Source organism: Halorubrum lipolyticum DSM 21995, assembly GCF_000337375.1.
Lineage (GTDB): Archaea > Halobacteriota > Halobacteria > Halobacteriales > Haloferacaceae > Halorubrum > Halorubrum lipolyticum.
The window spans coordinates 1-17,707 of the sequence record NZ_AOJG01000004.1; the positions used below are offsets into that span (position 1 = coordinate 1).

8 protein-coding genes and 2 pseudogenes are annotated in these 17,707 nt (G+C 70.8%); 8 read left to right on the forward strand and 2 right to left on the reverse strand.

The window, feature by feature from the left end:
• Positions 1-249: 249 nt before the first annotated feature.
• Positions 250-4,998, reverse strand: a complete 4,749-nt coding sequence (locus tag C469_RS01430; protein ID WP_008003173.1) for a glycoside hydrolase family 15 protein — start codon at positions 4,996-4,998, stop codon at positions 250-252.
• 112 nt (positions 4,999-5,110) lie between these two features.
• Between C469_RS01430 and malA the strand changes: the two genes are divergently transcribed.
• The 4 genes from malA to C469_RS01450 all read left to right on the forward strand — a co-directional run bounded on the left by malA (position 5,111) and on the right by C469_RS01450 (position 12,480).
• The gene (gene malA, locus C469_RS01435) at positions 5,111-7,216 is read left to right on the forward strand and encodes an alpha-amylase MalA (RefSeq protein WP_008003175.1); all 2,106 of its coding nucleotides are present in this window, start codon (positions 5,111-5,113) and stop codon (positions 7,214-7,216) included.
• Positions 7,213-9,849 (forward strand): glucosylglycerol hydrolase, encoded by a 2,637-nt coding sequence (gghA, locus tag C469_RS01440; RefSeq protein ID WP_008003177.1) that lies wholly within the window; start codon positions 7,213-7,215, stop codon positions 9,847-9,849. The genes malA and gghA overlap by 4 nt, the downstream gene beginning before the upstream one ends.
• 104 nt (positions 9,850-9,953) lie before the next feature.
• Complete coding sequence (malQ, locus tag C469_RS01445; RefSeq protein ID WP_008003180.1) at positions 9,954-11,444, forward strand: 4-alpha-glucanotransferase; 1,491 nt, start codon at positions 9,954-9,956, stop codon at positions 11,442-11,444.
• Between the two features lie 4 nt (positions 11,445-11,448).
• Positions 11,449-12,480, forward strand: a complete 1,032-nt coding sequence (locus tag C469_RS01450) for a sodium:calcium antiporter (RefSeq protein ID WP_008003182.1) — start codon at positions 11,449-11,451, stop codon at positions 12,478-12,480.
• A gap of 524 nt (positions 12,481-13,004) precedes the next feature.
• Here C469_RS01450 and C469_RS01455 read toward each other — a convergent pair.
• The gene (locus C469_RS01455) at positions 13,005-13,217 is read right to left on the reverse strand and encodes a PLDc N-terminal domain-containing protein (RefSeq protein ID WP_008003184.1); all 213 of its coding nucleotides are present in this window, start codon (positions 13,215-13,217) and stop codon (positions 13,005-13,007) included.
• 257 nt (positions 13,218-13,474) lie between these two features.
• Here C469_RS01455 and C469_RS01460 point away from each other — a divergent pair.
• From C469_RS01460 to C469_RS17805, 4 genes and pseudogenes are all read left to right on the forward strand, one after another.
• A pseudogene (locus tag C469_RS01460) lies at positions 13,475-14,234 on the forward strand (mechanosensitive ion channel family protein).
• Between the two features lie 66 nt (positions 14,235-14,300).
• The gene (locus tag C469_RS01465) at positions 14,301-14,582 is read left to right on the forward strand and encodes a winged helix-turn-helix domain-containing protein (RefSeq protein ID WP_008003187.1); all 282 of its coding nucleotides are present in this window, start codon (positions 14,301-14,303) and stop codon (positions 14,580-14,582) included.
• Positions 14,583-14,681: 99 nt separating this feature from the next.
• The gene (locus C469_RS01470; RefSeq protein WP_008003190.1) at positions 14,682-14,987 is read left to right on the forward strand and encodes a hypothetical protein; all 306 of its coding nucleotides are present in this window, start codon (positions 14,682-14,684) and stop codon (positions 14,985-14,987) included.
• A 408-nt stretch (positions 14,988-15,395) separates the two neighbouring features.
• A pseudogene (locus C469_RS17805) lies at positions 15,396-17,645 on the forward strand (DUF7282 domain-containing protein); the annotation flags it as partial.
• Positions 17,646-17,707 lie beyond the last annotated feature (62 nt).

Genomic DNA, 17,707 nt, shown 5'->3' on the forward strand with positions numbered 1-17,707 from the left:
GTACGGGTGGGATTCAAAGGGGCAGCCGCCTCGCCGGCTGGGGCTTTGGACGTGTTCACCACAGAGTCGTCGATCACATATAAACAGCCGACAGCAACACCACTCGATCACGTATAAATAACCACTCAACCAACTCGCTATACCCACTCCCGCTATCGATCAAAAAGTAGTCTCCGGCGGCCAGCCGTTTTGAACGAGAAGACGTCCGAACGACGTGACCGAACGGTTCCGACGAAAACCCGCTCTCTGCTACACTCGGAGTCGCTCGACCGCCGTGCCGGCGCCCGAGAACGCGTCGAGGACCGCGTCGGCGTCGGTCGCCTCGCCGTCCGCGTCGCCGCCGGTGTTCGCGGCGGCGACGACGATCGTCTTCGCGTCGAGCGCGGGGTCGAGGTCGACCTCGTACTCGCCGTCCGCGGGCGTCGCGAGCGTGGACCCCTCGGAGGAGTACACCGCGACGGTGTCCGCGGTCGTCTCGCCGGAGACCACGAGGGCGTCGTCGACGTACTCCGCGGTCGCGTCGAGGTCGGGCGCCGCCGCGCGGCCGCGCTCGACGTAGCGGTCGCGGACGACGGTCGGCGTCTCGACCGGTTCGCCCGCCTCGACGCCGTGCGCGAGCCGGATGAACCCGGCCATCGACCACGCGAGGGGGGTCGCCCCCCCGGTGCCCTCGCCGAACTCCCAGCCGTAGTCGGTCGGGTGCTCCCGGTCCCACACCTGCTCGGGGAGCATGCGCCCGGAGTTGCCGAACCCGGCCATCGTCTCCAGCAGGGCGTCGGGCTCGAGCGCGTCCTCGTCGGTGCCGCCGAAGGCGTCGGGGCCGCCGGCACGGGCGCGCAGCTCGTACTCGCCGCGCTCGCCGGTGAAGATCGGCCAGAGCCGCCCCCGGCCGTCGCCGGTCCCGGCCCACGGGCCCCCGGGGTCGCCCCGCGCGAGCTCGCCGTACGCGTCGCCGACGTATCGGTACCACGCCGGGCCGTACGGGGTGTCGACGCGGATCGAGTCGTCGACGACCGACACGGAGTTGCGGACCGCGTCGTCGTCGGCCGGCTTCACGCCGAGCCGGACCAGCTCGAGGAAGCCGCCGTCGACGATCTCCCGCTCGTCGTAGGTGGGGCCGTCGTTGGCGATCGTCCGGGGGCGCCCGGACTCGGGGTCGCCGTCGGCCGTGACCCGCACGTAGTACGGGGTCTCGCCGTGTCGCTCGGTGCCGGTCGCGGTCGCGCACCACTCCTCGACGCGGGCCGTCCAGTCGTCCGCGAGCGCGAGCCACGCGAGGGCGTCGGCGCGGAGCGAGTCGGGGTCGGCCGCCGACCCGGAGCCGGCGGAGCCGTCGCCGGCCTCGATCCGGTCGGCCTCGGCGACCGCGAGCGCGGCGCCGCAGACGAGGCCCGCGATCTCGGCGGCGATGCTCGACGGCGAGAAACCGGCCTCCTCCTCCCAGCGCTCTTGGGCCGTCTCGGGGCCGTTAGCGGCGATGTAGCAGAGCGACCGCCGGACCTGCTCGTAGGTGTAGTCGGCCTCCGCGGGCACTACCCCGTGTTCGTACAGCTGCCACGCCATCACCGACGGGAACGCGATGTTGTCCATCTGTTCGCCGCCCCATCGGGTGCGTCCGTCGATGTAGGTGTTCTGCGGGAGGAAGCCGTCGTCGTCCTGCTGGGTGTTGTAGAGGTACGCGAGCGCGTCGGCGCCGCGCTCGACCTCGCCGACCTCGATCAGCGCGGTGAACACCTGATAGAGGTCGCGCGACCAGACGAAGTTGTAGCCGTAGCCGCGGTCCTCCGCGGCGTACTCGGTCTCGCCCCACGGCACCGACGGGCTGGCGATTCCCGCGCCGTCGTGGCGCTTGTCCTCGACGGCCGCGAGCGTCATCAGCGCGAACCGGTACTGGGTCTCGAGGTCCGCGTCGCCGGTCACGGACGCGGGGAACTCCCGGTCCGCGAGCCACGTGCGCCACGTGTCGACGTACGACTCGGAGATGTCCGCGAAACCGCGCGAGACGGCGCCGCGCGCCTCGCCGAGGGCGGCCGCGGTGTCGGCGTTCTCGGCGAACCCGAGCGCGACCGCGTCCGACACCTCGGTGCCGCTCCCGACGAGCCCGGCGAGCACGACGTTGCCGGTGGCCGTCTCGGTCCCCTCGTCTCGGTCGCCGTCGGCGAAGAGGGCGTTCGCCTCGTCGCCGCCCGCCGCGAGCGCGCTCGCCCAGTCGAAGCCGCCGGCGCTGTCGAGCGCGAGCGCGACCTCGAAGGAGTCGCCGTCGTCGTCGACGAGCTTGCCCGGATCGCGCTCGGCCGCGTCGTCGTTGCGCGCGAGCAGGTGGTACCCGTCGGAGCCGCTGACGCGGTCACCGCGGTCGTTCGTCCCGACGTTCGTGACCGTGGTGTCGACGAGGGCGTACACGTCGTACTCGCGACTCCCTTCGAACGTCACGTCGGCGAGGATCGCGTCGCCGTCGGTGTCGACCGCGTACTCGACCGTGAGCGTCCAGCGGTGCCCGTGCTCGTCGCCGGTCTCGCGGATCGTCTGCGTGTACGCGAGGGCGTCGTCGACCGTCGGCTCCGTGGTCCGCTCGACCGTCTCCGTCGCCGTCACGTGGCTGGTCTCGTCGAAGGTCCGGACCGTGTACCCCGTCTCCGGATCGGCGACGAGGAAGTCGAACGTCCGGACGTTCATCACGTCGATCCGCGGGAACCGCGCCTCGGTGAGCGCCCCCTCGGTCAGCGTGAACCAGACCGGGACCGGGTCGGCGGCCTCGTGGTCGGCCGGCGTGCCGACGCCGAACTTCCGGCCGGTGGTCCAGTGGGGCGCCTCGTCCGGCCCTCGGGGCTCGTCGTGCGGGACCGGGAGCGCCCCGTGTCTCGCGAGCGTCACCGTCGCGTCGATCCGGAGGGCGTGCGACCACGCGATCGGGGTCGCGCCGTCGAGGTCGCCGTCGTCGAACGCCTGCTCGGCGATGAGTCCGGCGTCGTTGACGAACGGCCCGTCGGGCTCGCACAGCGCGTAGAGGTCGCGCGCGGCGCCGAACAGCTCGTTCGCGTCTCCGCCGCGCTCGCCGACGAGCCCGCCCAGCTCGGCGGCGGCCGTCGACCCCCACAGGGTCGCGATCGACCACACCTTCGCGGCGCCCTGCTCCGCGGTGCGCCAGTCGTCGCCGGTGAACCGGACGAGCCCCTCAACGTCCGCCGTCTCGCGGCGGAGCTCGCCGATCGTCGTCAGCACGTGCGTCGTCACCCGGTCGAGGAACGCGTCGAAGTCGACCTCGGCGGTCGGTGCGGCGGCGGGCGTCGAGCCGCCGTCGGCGCCGATCTCGTCGCGCTCGTCGCGCAGCGCGGCGTACTCGGTCGCGGCGCTCGCGAGCGCGAACGTGCTGGCGTCCGGGCGGTCGTCGCGGCTCTCCGCGCTCGCGCGCTGCGGGAACCGCTCCGTGTCCGGATTCCATCGGTCGTTCAGCCCCGCGAGGGCGGCGTCGGCCGCCGCGGCGGCGTCGGCGCGCACGTCCTCGGGGAGCGGCGCGCGCGCCGCGGCGGCGAACGCGCGGAGGTACGTCGCGCCGGTGTGGGTGAACCGGCCGAGCGCGTTCTCCCAGCAGTTCTGACACCGCCGGGGAAGCCCGTCGTCTTCGGTCGTCTCGCGGAGGAACGCGAGGGCGTCCGTGATGGTGTCGTCGACGCGGTCGCGCCACTCGGCGGGGAGGTCGGCGGTCCGGCGAAGCCGGGCGAGGAAGGCGACGACCGACGCGGGCTGGTCCAGCTGGTCGTTCGGGCCCGCGGTGCCGTTCGCGCCCTCGATCCGGGCGTTCGCCCAGCCCGGGGCGACCTTGCCGGAGTCGGCCCACACCCGGTGGGGCCACGAGCCGTCGGCGTCCTGCGTGCGACAGAAGAAGGAGGCCGTCGCGAGCAGCTTCTCGTCGGCGTCCAAGCCGAGCTCGTCGCTCGCGCCGAGCAGGGCCAGCGACGCCTCCGCCTCGTCGCGGAACCACGTGTAGCCGTAGCCGCCGGACGTCGAGTAGAACGGGTCGAACTCGGGGGCGGCGATCCGCGCGCCGGACTCGGCGGTGAGCAGGTCGAGCGCGCGGAGGTCGCTCGCGACCACCGACCGCCGCGGCACGTCGCCGGGGACGGTCGGACCGCGGCCCTCGGCGGCCTCGCGGAGGTCGTCGGCGTCGGGGTACGCGGTCGCGATCCGCGAGAGCTCGTCGATGCGGCGCTGGCGGTCGGGACCGTCCGAGATCGCGTCCATCGCGTCGTCGCCCGTCTCGCGGGTCTCCCGTCGGTCGAGGACGGCGCGGCTCGCGAGCGTGACGCGCTCGGTCCGGCCGTCGCGCTCGAAGGGCGCGCGGACGACCACGTCGGGGGTGAGCCGGGAGTCCTCGCGCTGGTCGATCTCGCCGCGGTGGGGGAACCCCTCGCCGTCCTCCCCGAGCAGCTCGGAGACGGTGCGGAGCCGCTGGCCGTGCGCGGCCGACAGGCCCGTGGACGCGGTGAGGAAGTCGTGTTCGGTCCGGTGGTACACCTCGACGACGCTCCCGGCCTCGGGGCCGGCCTCCTCGTGGACGAGGTTGCCGACGCGCCCCTCGACCATGTCCGGGGAGAACGCGCAGGCCGCGACGAGCTCCGCGTCGGCGGGCGGGGCGCCGCGCAGTTCGACGTGCGTGAGGTGGGTGTCGCTCACGACCAGGTCGAACTGGTGGATGGTGTAGCGGCCGGCGTCGTACTCCGTCTCGACGAGCGGCGTGTCGCCGTCGTAATGCTGCCGGGTCGTGGTCAGGTCGTCGAACCAGCGGACGCCGCGTCCGGCCGTGATTCCCATGCGGAGTCGATCGGCGCCGCCGACTCCCGACAGGGAGTACGAACAGTCGTGGACGGTTCCGTTCGGCCCGACGTGGACCAATCGGCCGTCGTCGCCCGTGAACGCGCCGGCGGTGGTCGGTCGCTCCGCCGGGTAGCGCTCGCCGCGCCGACGTTCGTGCTCGGTGAGGGCGGTACGCAGTCGCATAGTCGCTCTGCGATACCCTCGGTAAAAGCCTTGACGAACGAGGCGAGCCGTCGCCCGCGTCGCGATCGATCGAAGAGCAATAACAAAGACCCCGGGCGTCGATGGGTGTCACATGCATCACCCTGGACCCCCCCGATTCCTCTCGACCGGGGAGACGACGCAGCTCGCGCCGCGGGACCCGGACCCGTCGGCGAGCTACGAGTGGCGCGTCGCCGACGCGCCGCCGGACAGCGAGGCGACCGTGGGCGAACAGTCCGTGACGAACTTCACGCCGGACGTCCCCGGTCGGTACCGGATCGGCCTCGACGCGCCCGACGGCGACCACCTCCTGACGGTGCGCGCGTTCGCCGCGAGCTACGAGGGCGCCGACGTCGCCGGCGGGAGCGGGACCGCGATCCGCGACCGCGACGCCGACCACGCCGCGATCGACTACGGCGCCGAGCGCGCCCACGAGGGCGTCGGGCGACCCCGCGTCCGACTCGACGCGACCGTCGAGGAGGGCGACGAGGGGACCGAGAGCGCCGAGTTGGTCGTGCGGGCGACGCCGGCGCCGAACCCGGAGTCGGCCCTCGACGCGTCTGAGCTCGCGGTCGGCTTCGTCGTCGACGACCGCGACGTCGAGGAGGCGGTCGCGGAGGGGCGGCGGAACCCGCGGGACGCGCTCCGGACGACGGAGGACGGGCGCGCGCTCCGGATCCCCGCCGACGCGGTGCCGGACCGCCTCCGCGTTCACGGGGTCGCCGTCGCCCGCGAGCCCGGGCGCGAGCAGCGGGTCAGCGTCGCCGACGCGGTCGCTGTGGAACGCGTCGATCGGAGCGGCCTCGCGGTCGCCGACGGGACCGAGCCCGCCGATCCGGAGCTGACGGCTCCGTCCGGCGCCGACGGGGCCGCCTTCGAGACCGTCAGACTCAACCAACCGCCCGAGTGGACGGCGGACGCGACCGTCTACGAGGTGTACGTCCGGACGTTCGCCGACGCGGACGAGGGCGAGGCGTTCGAGTCCATCGCGGAGCGGATCCCGCGGATCGCCGAGCTGGGCGTCGACACGCTGTGGCTCACGCCGGTCCTCCAGCACGACGGGAAGCCCCACGGCTACAACATCGTCGACTTCTTCGACGTCGCCGAGGACCTCGGCGACCGCGACGACTACGAGGCGCTCGTCGAGACCGCCCACGACCACGGGATGCGGGTGCTGTTCGACTTCGTCGCCAACCACACCGCGCGCGACCACGAGTGGTTCCGGGACGCCTACAAGAACCCGGACTCCCCGTTCCGCGACCGCTACGAGTGGCAGGAGTCCGGCGAGCCGGGGACGTACTTCGACTGGGAGCTGATCGCGAACCTGAACCACGCGAACCTCGACGTGCGCCGGTTCCTGCTCGACGTCATCGACGAGTGGGCCCCGCTCGTGGACGGGTTCCGCTGCGACATGGCGTGGGCCGTGCCCGACTCGTTCTGGCGCGAGCTCCGCGACCGGGTGAAGGCGAAGGACCGCGACTTCCTGCTGATGGACGAGACGATCCCGTACATCCCCGGCTTCCACGAGGGGATGTTCGACGTCCACTTCGACGCGACGCTGTACTTCCAGCTCCGGCAGGTCGGCCGCGGCGCCGAGCCCGCGACGACCCTGCTGGACGCGATCGACCAGCGCGCGGAGATCGGCTTCCCCGACCACGCCGGCTTCCTCCAGTACATCGAGAACCACGACGAGACGCGCTACCGCGTCGAGTGCGGTGACGCCGCCGCGGCCGCCGCGGGGGCCGCGACGTTCACGCTGCCGGGCGTGCCCATGGTGTACGCCGGCCAGGAGATCGGCCAGCGCGGCCGCCGCGACGCGATCGCGTGGGACCACGCGCGCGACGAGGTCCGAGAGCGCTACGAGCGCCTGCTCGAGACCCGCGCCGACCACCCGGCGCTCGGCCCCGAGGGCGAACTCGAGCGAGTGGGGTACCACGTCGCCAGCGGCGACCTCGGCGAGCACCCGATCGTCGCCAGCGGGAACATCCACCCCGACGACGTGGTGGCGTTCCGCCGGCGCGACGGCGAGGAGTCGCTGATCGTCGTCCTCAACTTCGCTCCCGACACCGCGAAGGTCGCGGTCGAGGCCGACCACGCCGGGCACGACCTGGTCACCGACGAGTCGTGCGTCGTCGTCGACGGCGAGGGGACGGAGCGGATCCGCGCGGACGAGGTCGCGGTCGTCCGGGAGACGGAATGATCGGGGGCCGCGGCGACGACGCGAGCGCACCTGACGACCCGTCTCCGGCGGTCCTCCCGGACCGAACCGCCGCGCTCGTCGAGCGGGCGCGGGCCGACCGCGACGCGGCCGACGGTCGGTTCGAGTCGGCCAAATCGATCGCCGAGCGCCTTGGCGCGCACCCGATCCGAGGCGAGGGGGCGGACCCGGCGACCGACCCGCCCGAGGGCGTCGCCTTCGGCTTCTGGACGCCCGACCTCGTCGACGCGGGCGTCCCGGTCGAGGACGTGCGGCTCGAGCTGTTCACTCCCCTTTCGGAGGACGGGAAGGAGGGTGACGGAGACGGCGACGCAGGGATAGATCCCGGCCGCGACGACCGCCGCGAGGCGGCGTTCCGCGTCGACCGGCTCCCGGTCGAGCGCGACGGCGAGTTCCACTGGGTCGCCGTCGACGGGATTCCGGTCGGGACCCGCGACCGGCTCGGGGCGCTGTATCAACTGACGTACCGAACGCCCGACGGCGACGACGAGTGGGAGACGGTCCGCGACCCGCTCGCGTACTCGGTCCCGTTCGGCGCGTTCGCGCCGGCCGAGGCGTACGACTGGCCCCGCCTGGACGCGACGCGGGCCGACCGCGACCACTTCGCGTCGCTCGGGAGCGACGACGAGGCCCTGTCGACGACCGAGGACGACGGGCTGCCGCGGGTCGACCCCGCGACGAGCATGCTGGAGGTCCATCCCGGCACGTCGACCGAGCGCGGGTCGCTCGCGGCGCTCGCGGAGCGGTTCGAGGCCATCGGCGAGACGCTCCGAGACGGCGAGCCGCTCGCGCCCTACGAGCGCAACTACGCCGGCTACGACGCGGTCCAGCTCATGCCCGTCGAGCCGCTCACGCAGGCGTACGGGCGGCAGTGGTACTGGCGCCCCGGCGGCGTCGACCGCGAGACGCTCGACGGCGCCTTCGACCGCGAGCGCGACGCGGAGCGCGTGACCGTCGGCGTCGAGCGCCCCGACCAGACCAACTGGGGGTACGACGTCGTCGTGAGCGCGTTCTCGGCCGCGAACCCCGCGATACTGGAGACCGGGCGGCCCGACGAGCTCGTCGACTTCATCGCCGCCTGCCACGCGATGCCAGACCCGGTCCGCGTCGTCTTCGACGTGGCGCTCGGACACGCGGACGAGGCCGCGGCAGAGCTGCTCCCCGACCCCTTCTTCGAAGGGCCGGGGATGTACGGGCTCCACCTGAACTACCGTCAGCCCGTGGTGCGGGCGATACTCCTCGAGCTCCAGCGCCGCAAGGCGAACTTCGGCGCCGACGGGATCCGGATCGACGGCGCGCAGGACTTCACGTACCACGACGAGGAGACCGGCGAGCAGGTCCACGACGACGCGTTCCTCGCCGAGATGGACCGGGTGACACACGAGGTCGCCGGGACCGAGTTCCGCCCGTGGATGATCTACGAAGACGGCCGGCCGTGGCCCCGCGAGGACTGGGAGCTGGCGTCGACCTACCGGACGCTGATCGACCAACACCCGCACGCGTTTCAGTGGTCGCCGGTGACGTTCGCGCACAACAAGCCCGCGCTCCTGACGTTCTGGGCGACGAAGTGGTGGCGCATGCGCGAGGTCGGCGAAACCGGGAGCCAGTGGATCACCGGCGTCGCGAACCACGACACGCTCCGGCGCGGGTCGCAGGTCGAGGTGACCGACGACTGGGGCGGCGCGCTCATCAACCCCTACCTCGCCGACTCGCCGCCCGAGACGATCCGCGAGGCGTACGACAGCCCCGCCGCGCTCGTCTGGTTCCACGCCGCGATGCCGGGCGTCCCGATGGACTTCCTCCACGCGAACTACCGCGCGCCGTGGGGGTTCGTCCGCGACACCGACCCGACGTGGAACGTCAAGGTCGTCGCCGAGGAGGCGCCGTGGCTCGACTGGCACGTCCCTGAGGGGTCGTACGCCGAGGGCGACGCGTTCCCGCGGCTGAAGTCCCTCGGGTTCGAGACGCGCGCGGAGCTGAAGGGGTTCGTCACGACGCTCGCGGCCCTCGTCGACGCGACCGACTACGACCTCGACCTGATCGCGGAGCTGCTCTCCGTGCGGGGGACGCCGCTGTCGGGGGCCGACTCCGACGCCGCCCCGCGCGCCGAAGGGGAAATCGACGCCGGCGACCTCCAGGAATTCTCCTTCGCGTGGAGCGCGGACGTGGCCGACTACCTCGTCTTGGACCGCTGGGAGGGCGAGCAGGACGACGCGCGGACCGCGTTCGACCGCCGCGTTCGCGAGTTCCGGCAGGCGCGGCCGTGGCTCCGCGCGGACGTGGACCCGGAGCGCGGCGAGGCGTTCGGCTACCGCCACCCGACCGAGGGGACCGTGGTGTACCAGGCGCTGAGGCGCGATCCGGAGGGCAGAGAGGCGCTACTCGTCGCCTGCAACGTCGAGGGCACGCCCGTCGAGGCGTCGCCCGGCGGCGTCCTCGACGACCTCGGCGTCTCCGGCGACCGCGACGCGCTCGGGCGCGACGAGGGTTCGTTCGACTGGACCGTCGCGCTCGCGGCGCCCGAGACGGGCGCGGCGGCCGGGGACGACGCGGAGCCCGTCACGCTCGAAACCGCGGACGCGGTCGTGTGGCGCGCGCGGCCCGGCGACGACTGAACGGGTCGCGCGGACGCAACGCCCGAGACCCTCGTGCGGACGCAACGACCGTAGGCCCTCGCGCGGACGCAACGCTTGAGTCGGTGGGGGTTGCAGGGGGACGTATGCGACTCGACCGCTCCGGCGGCGTGTTCTGTCACGTCACCTCGCTCCCGGGGAGACACGGTATCGGCGATCTCGGCGACGGCGCGGCGGCGTTCCTCTCCTTTTTGGGCGACGCCGACGTCCGTCACTGGCAGGTCTGTCCGCTCGGGCCGACGATGGACGCCGCCGGGGAGTCCCCGTACCAGTCGCCCTCCGCGTTCGCCGGCAACCCCCTCCTCATCGACCTCGACGGGCTCGTCGACGACGGCTGGCTCGACGAGTCGGACCTCGAACCAGTTCCCGACTTCCCGGCGGATCGGGTCGACTACGAGGCGGTCCGGGAGTACAAGGAGCCGCTGTTGCGGACCGCGTTCGAGCGGTTCGACGAGGGGGGCGAGGCCGAAGGGGAAGACGAACTCGACGCCTTCCGCGAGGGCGAGCCGTGGCTCGACGACTACGCGCTGTTCCGGGCGATCTCGGACGCGAGAGACGAGGACACCTGGGTCGACTGGCCAGATCCGCTTCGAACGCGCGACCCCGAGGCGCTCGGAGACGCCCGCGAGCGACACGCGACCGAGGTCCGATTCCGGGAGTTCGTCCAGTGGGTCTTCGACCGGCAGTGGCGCGACCTCCGGGCGGTCGCCGAGGAGGAGGGCGTGTCGATCGTCGGCGACGTGCCCATCTACGTCGCGCTCGACTCCGCGGACGTGTGGGCGAATCCGGAATCGTTCCGACTCGACGCCGAGAACCGCCCCGCGGCCGTGGCGGGAGTGCCGCCGAACGCCGGCGACGACGGGCAGCGCTGGGGGAACCCCGTCTACGACTGGGACCGTCTCGCGGAGCGAGAGTACGACTGGTGGATCGCCCGGTTCCGGCGGCTGTTCGAGCTCGCCGACGTGGCCCGGCTCGACCACTTCCTCGGGTTCGTGAAGTACTGGGCGATCCCGGCCGACCGCGACGACCCGGCCGCCGGCGAGTGGCGCGAGGGGCCGGGACGCGACCTGTTCGAGACCGTCGAGCGCGAGCTGGGGCAGGCGCCGTTCATCGCCGAGGACCTCGGGTTTGAGGAGCCGGCGATGGACGAGCTGATGGCGGAGTTCGGCTTCCCCGGGATGCGCGTCCCGCAGTACGCCGACTGGTGTGCGGAGGGCAACGAGTACCAGCCGATGCACTACCCCGAGGGCGTCGTCGGCTACACGTCGACGCACGACACGGACACGTGGGTCGGTTACTTCGAGAACCTCCCGGAGCGCCAGCGCGACTGCTTCCGGTACAACGTCGGGGCCGACGGCGGCCGCCCGACCGAGTGGGAGATCATCGACGAGGTGTGGGCCTCGGAGGCGGTGCTGGCGATGACGACCGTCCAAGACCTCCTCGGCCTCGGGAGCGAGTCGCGGTTCAACGAGCCGGGCACCCTCGACGGCAACTGGGAGTGGCGCGTCCGCCGCGACGCGCTCGACGACGAGACCGCCGATCGGCTGTGGGAGCTCGCCGGGCGGCACATCAGGTAGGTCGATGCTCGGGGGGATCCTCCCGGACGCCCCGGTCGTTCACGCCGCGGTGATCGCCGTCGCGACCGGCGCCATCTGGGTCGGGAGCGGCTGGCTGGAGGAGGCCGCGGAGACGCTCTCTCAGTACTACGGGCTGCCGGCGGTGGTGCAGGGGTCGATCGTCGTCGCCGTCGGGTCGAGCTTCCCGGAGTTCGCGAGCGTCGTCGTCACCGCGGCCACCGGCGTCTTCGACATGGGCGTGGGCGCGCTCGTGGGGTCCGCGATCTTCAACGTCCTCGTGATCCCCGCCCTGTCGGGGTTCGGCGCCGACGGCGACCTCGAGGCCAGCCGCGCGATCGTGTACAAGGAGGCGCAGTTCTACATGATCGCGGTGTCGGCGCTGGTCGTCACCTTCTCGCTCGCGGTCATCTACTACCCCGTCTCGTCGGACCCGATCGTCGGGGAGCTGACCCGACCCGTCGCCGCGATCCCGCTCGCGCTGTACGGGCTCTACCTGTTCATCCAGTACGAGGAGGTCGGCGACGCGGCGGTCGATCGAGTGCGGGAGGGCGTCGACATCCGCCGCGAGTGGGGGAGGCTCGCGGCCGGCCTGCTCCTCATCGGCGTCGCCGTCGAGCGGCTGGTCGGGTCGGTCGAGTCGCTCGGGGCGACGTTCGGCGTCCCGGAGTTCCTTGCCGGGGTCACGATCGTCGCGGCGGCGACGAGTCTCCCCGACGCCCTCGTGAGCGTCCGGACGGCGCGCGAGGGACGCGGCGGGACGAGCCTCGGGAACGTGCTCGGCTCGAACACGTTCGACCTGCTCGTCGCCATCCCCGTCGGGGTGTTGATCGTCGGGAGCGTCGACGTGAACTTCTCGACCGCCGTCCCGATGCTCGGCGTGCTCACCGTCGCCACCGTGCTGCTGTTCGCGGCGCTCCGGACCGGACTGTCGCTCACCGAGCGGGAGTCGTCGGCCCTGCTGATCGCGTACCTCCTGTTCGTCGCGTGGGTGGTCGCGGAGACGGTCGGCGCGACGTCCGTCCTCAGAGGGGTTTGAAACGGCTCACCGTGGCTGATCGCTCGCCGTCTCACTCTCGCGGGACACCTCAAGGATACCCCCGACTGGGAACGAGAGGCACGAGAACGGGAGTGACCGACAGCGGGAGTGAGTATTGCAGATCGGTGGTGGCAAGATCGTATTTAAAAAGACATGAGCGACGGAAATGATCCTTTATAAATGGCAGGCGCGGTGGCGCGCCCCGGCTCGCGGCCTCCGGGCCGCGAGCCGACGGTGCGAGGGACGCCGCGAGCGCAGCGAGCGGCGAGGCTGGGGAGGTGTGAGGTGCTGTACGGGTGGGATTCAAAGGGGCAGCCGCCTCGCCGGCTGGGGCTTTGGACGTGTTCACCACAGAGTCGTCGATCACATATAAACAGCCGCCAGCAACACCACTCGATCACGTATAAATAACCACTCACCCAACTCGCTATACCCACTCCCGCTATCGATCAAGGAGAACTCACCGGCCAACGGCCGTTTCACACGACGCGGCGCCGAAAACGGAGTTTCGACGGAGGTTCCGTTCAGTATCCGTTCCGGCCGATGATCAGGTACAACACCAGGCCCAGAAGGGGCGCGAGGAAGGCGACGATCGCCCACAGGAACGCGGGCTGGTCGCTCCGCTGTTGGGCGTCCGAGTAGATCCAGACGATGATACCGAGCTGTACGAGCAGCGTCAGGAGGCCGAACAGGAAGAAGAGCGCACCGGCTCCTCCCTGCAACAGTATCGGGGACATCGTCCCCGACGACTCGGGGAAAAACTAAGTGTCTTTGGTTGCACTGACAGTCTCACGCGTCCCCGACCGCGAACCGTTTCGAGCCACCGGCACCGCTCCGGGCGTGGACCCGCCGGTCGACGTCGACCGCTTCCGGGCGGGTCCCGACCCGGACGCCGGGGTCGACCGGGTCGCGAACGACGACTCCGGTGAGCGCGGGCGGACCGGAACCGTCCCGTCGTCACAACCGTTTTGCCGGTCGGCCGCGACCGACGACCGTGAGACGACCTCTCGGGCTCGGCGCCATCGTCCTCGGCGTCGCCGCCGGCGTGGCCGGCGGGCTGGTAACGACGACCGACGCGCTCGGCGGGTGGCCCGACCTGGTCGGTCACTCGGCGACGCTCGTCGTCGGGCGGGCGCTGCTGGTCGTCGCGGTGTTCGGCGTCTTGTACGGGTCGTATCTGCTCGCCGTCCGGTTGTTGATGCGGTCCGCGAACAAGCGACGCGCGTACAACACGCGGAACGTGTTGCGGCTCGCGTTCGGGTTCGTCGGAACGGTCGCGACGCTGGCGGTGGTGACGGAGAACTGGCTCGGGCTCCTCTTCTCGCTCGGGGTCATCGGCTTCGCGATCACCTTCGCGCTCCAGCAGCCGCTCCTGTCGCTCATCGCGTGGGTGTACATCACCGTCAAGCAGCCGTACGGGGTGGGCGACCGCGTCCGGATCGACGACGCGAAGGGCGACGTGATCGGCGTCGACTTCCTCGTGACGACGCTGTGGGAGATCGACGGCGAGCTGGTGACGACGAACCAGCCGTCCGGGCGGGTGGTGACGGTGCCGAACAGCGTCGTGCTCTCGTCGAACGTGGTCAANGATGTGTATAAGAGACAGGGGCGAGTCGTGGGTCGAACTCCGCGTCCGGTACCTCACGCACCCGCGTCGGGGACAGCGCGTCAAGAACCGGCTGTACGAGCGGATCCTCGCTCGGTTCAACGAGCACCCGGACCGGGTGGCGTTCCCGGTGAGTCGGAGCCGATAGGCGTCCTCGCATCCGCGACCGTCCGGGAACGGTGGAGTTAGGTGGCACGCCGACGACTCGCATACGATGGAAGCGGCACTCTGGTACGTGCTAACCGGAACGCGGGGCGGAGCGAACCGCGTCCGGCTGTTGCGGGCGCTCGACGACCGCCCGCGGAACGCGAACCAGCTCGCCGAGGACCTCGATCTGGACTACAAGACCGTCCGACACCACCTCGACGTACTGATGGACAACGACGTCGTCGAGCGCAGCGGCGACGACTACGGCGCCGTCTACCTGCCGACGCCGCGAGCGCGCCAGCACTGGGACACCATCGAAACGATCATGGAGCAAACAGATGACGACTGACAGATCGGCAGTTCGGGCCCGTAGCCGTCGGGTTACGGGTCGTATTCGGAACGAATTTGGGAAAGCGGTTATACCCGCCCCGCCGATAGCAGGTGTACGATGAGTCTCTGGTTCGACGTAGCGCGGATCTCGGTGGGGGTGAACGTCGCCCTCCTCCTCGCGCTCGTCTGGGTGTGGGGGCGGAACTACGTGGAGTTCCGCTCGAAGCACGCCCTCGGCCTGGCGATGTTCGGCGTCTTTCTGCTGGGGGAGAACGCGTTCGCGCTGTACATCTACTTGGTCGATCCCATGCTGTCCGTGTGGTTCGCTTCCGACGTTCCCGCCATCGCGTGGCGAGGGATGATGGCGTTACACGTGCTCCAGACCCTCGGGCTCCTGTTTCTCGTCTGGATCACGTGGGACTGACTCGATCGGGGCCGCTGTTGAGGTCGGCGTGGGGGTGGCTCTTGCGAAGCCGTAGACGAGGGCGTAGAGAGATCGATGACAGGTGTCGGTGTTGCAGTTCGGTCGATCGGTCATTTATAACTCGGAGTTGGGTGTTGCTGTCGACCACTCACCTGTTGTCGACGGCGCGGTGACGACCTCCAAAAGTCCCTATTTATAAGTGATCCTCGCCGTCGCTCACGTTCATTTACATACGCTATCGTCACAGCCAAACTGCGACACTCGCTTCCGCAGTCTATCACTGTGATTCCCCAAATCGGAACGTCAGCGCCTGAAAATCCGTTTTGGGCGGCTTTCCGAACGAATTTGGGTGAGAACGCGGCGGGAGTTCGGGAAATCTCTTTTTATATATCCTCGGTCGACTCTCTCATGCGCAACAGCGCATTGACATTGGCGATAACGGTCGCGGTAGTCGTGTCGGCGGTCGCCGGCGCGGCTGGCGCGGTCGCGGCACAGGGCGGTACCAACGAGGCGAGCGTGAGCTTCGCCGACGGCACGTCCGGCGGGAGCACGGTCGTCGTCGACGAGGTCCACGTCCCCGACGGCGGGTTCGTGACGATCCACGACGACTCGCTGACCGACGGGAACACCCTCGGGAGCGTCGTCGGCACGAGCGCGTACCTCGAATCGGGGACGCACGAGAACGTGACCGTCGAGCTCACCGACGCGGTGGAGACGGGGACGTTCCACGCGATGGCCCACCGCGACACCGACGAGGACCGCGCGTACGCGTTCGTCTCCTCGAACGGCGAGGCGGACGGCCCGTACACGGTCGACGGCGACATCGCGATGGACGACGCGAACGTGACGGTCTCCGCGAGCGTGACCGGGACCGACCAGCCCACCGAGGGCGAGTACGTGATCGTCGACCGCGTCGAACTGAGCGAGGGCGGGTTCGTGACGGTTCACGACTCCTCGCTCGCCGACGGCTCCGTGTTCGACTCCGTTCGCGGCACCACCGAGTACCTGGAGGCGGGCGTCCACGAGGACGTTCGCGTCCGGCTCGACGACCCGCTGACCGAGGACGACACGGTGTTCGCGATGGCGCATCGAGACACGAACGACAACGAGGCGTACGACTTCCCCGGCANCTCGACGACCCGCTGACCGAGGACGACACGGTGTTCGCGATGGCGCATCGAGACACGAACGACAACGAGGCGTACGACTTCCCCGGCAGCGAAGGTAACGAGGACGGTCCGTACCTCGACGCCAACGACGAGATCGTGATGGCCGGTATCGAGGCCGAGCTCGACGACGAAGCGCAGTCGAGCTTCGACGCCCAGACCGCCGGCGGCAACGCGGTCGTCGTCGACGAGGTCTACCTGCCGGAGGGCGGGTTCGTGACGATGCACGATTCCTCGCTGGCGGACGGCGCGGTCTTCGACTCCGTCCGCGGCACGAGCGCGTACCTCGAACCGGGGATCCACCGCGACGTCGTCGTCCTCCTCGACGACCCGCTGACCGAGGACGACACGGTGTTCGCGATGGCGCATCGAGACACGAACGACAACGAGGCGTACGACTTCCCNCCGCGACGTCGTCGTCCTCCTCGACGACCCGCTGACCGAGGACGACACGGTGTTCGCGATGGCGCATCGAGACACGAACGACAACGAGGCGTACGACTTCCCGAGCAGCGAGGGCAACGAGGACGGCCCGTACACGACCGATTCGTCCGACATCGTGATGGACGACGGGAACGTCACCGTCTCCGCGGGCGTGGCGTTCGAGACGAGCGACTCGGACGGGGCGACGGTCACGGTCGACCGGGTCGACCTGAGCCAGGGCGGGTTCGTGACGATCCACGACGCCTCGATCGGCGGAGGCGCCGTGTTCGACTCCGTTCGCGGCACCAGCGCGTACCTCGAGGCCGGCGTCCACGAGGACGTGACGATCGAGCTCGACGAGCCGCTGACGGACACGGAACAGTTAGTCGCGATGCCGCACCGCGACACCAACGACAACGAGGCGTACGACTTCGTCGACAGCGACGGGGAGGCCGACGGCCCGTTCCTGACCGGTGACGACGCCCCGGTGACGGCCGTCGCGAGCGCGCAGGTGACCGCGTTCGTCGACGCGACCGCGCAGGACACCGACGGCGAGACCGTCGTCGTCGATTCGGTGACGCTCCACGACGGCGGGTTCGTGACGGTCCACGACTCCTCGCTCGCGGACGGCGCGGTGTTCGACTCCGTCCGCGGTACCAGCGCGTACCTCGGGCCGGGGACGCACACCGACGTCGAGATCGCGCTCGACGACCCCCTGACCGAGGACGACACGGTGTTCGCGATGGCGCACCGCGACACCGACGGCAACGAGGCGTACGACTTCCCCGCCACCGACGGCGCCGAGGACGGGCCGTACGCGGCCGCGGGAGCGCCGGTGATGTCCGCCGCCGATCTGACCGTCGAGAGCGGCGAGAACATGGGCGACGAGATGGACGGGGAGGACGGTGAGGACGCCGTCGGCGACGCGTCCGACGGCGACGAGATGAACGGAGAGGACGGAAGCGACGGGGACGGAAGCGACGAGGACGGGAGCGGCGACGAGGCGCCCGGCTTCGGTGTCGCTGTCGCGCTCGTCGCGCTGATCGCAGTCGCGCTCGTCGCGCGTCGTTACTCCTGAGAACGGGGACCGACGGCGACGAGCCGGCAGCAGTTCGAGCACCATTCTTTATG

Coding starts and splice junctions, on each gene's coding strand:
- C469_RS01430 (WP_008003173.1), bottom strand. CDS start 4,998: ATGCGACTGCGTACCGCCCTCACCGAGCACGAACGTCGGCGCGGCGAG.
- malA (WP_008003175.1), top strand. CDS start 5,111: ATGCATCACCCTGGACCCCCCCGATTCCTCTCGACCGGGGAGACGACG.
- gghA (WP_008003177.1), top strand. CDS start 7,213: ATGATCGGGGGCCGCGGCGACGACGCGAGCGCACCTGACGACCCGTCT.
- malQ (WP_008003180.1), top strand. CDS start 9,954: ATGCGACTCGACCGCTCCGGCGGCGTGTTCTGTCACGTCACCTCGCTC.
- C469_RS01450 (WP_008003182.1), top strand. CDS start 11,449: ATGCTCGGGGGGATCCTCCCGGACGCCCCGGTCGTTCACGCCGCGGTG.
- C469_RS01455 (WP_008003184.1), bottom strand. CDS start 13,217: ATGTCCCCGATACTGTTGCAGGGAGGAGCCGGTGCGCTCTTCTTCCTG.
- C469_RS01465 (WP_008003187.1), top strand. CDS start 14,301: ATGGAAGCGGCACTCTGGTACGTGCTAACCGGAACGCGGGGCGGAGCG.
- C469_RS01470 (WP_008003190.1), top strand. CDS start 14,682: ATGAGTCTCTGGTTCGACGTAGCGCGGATCTCGGTGGGGGTGAACGTC.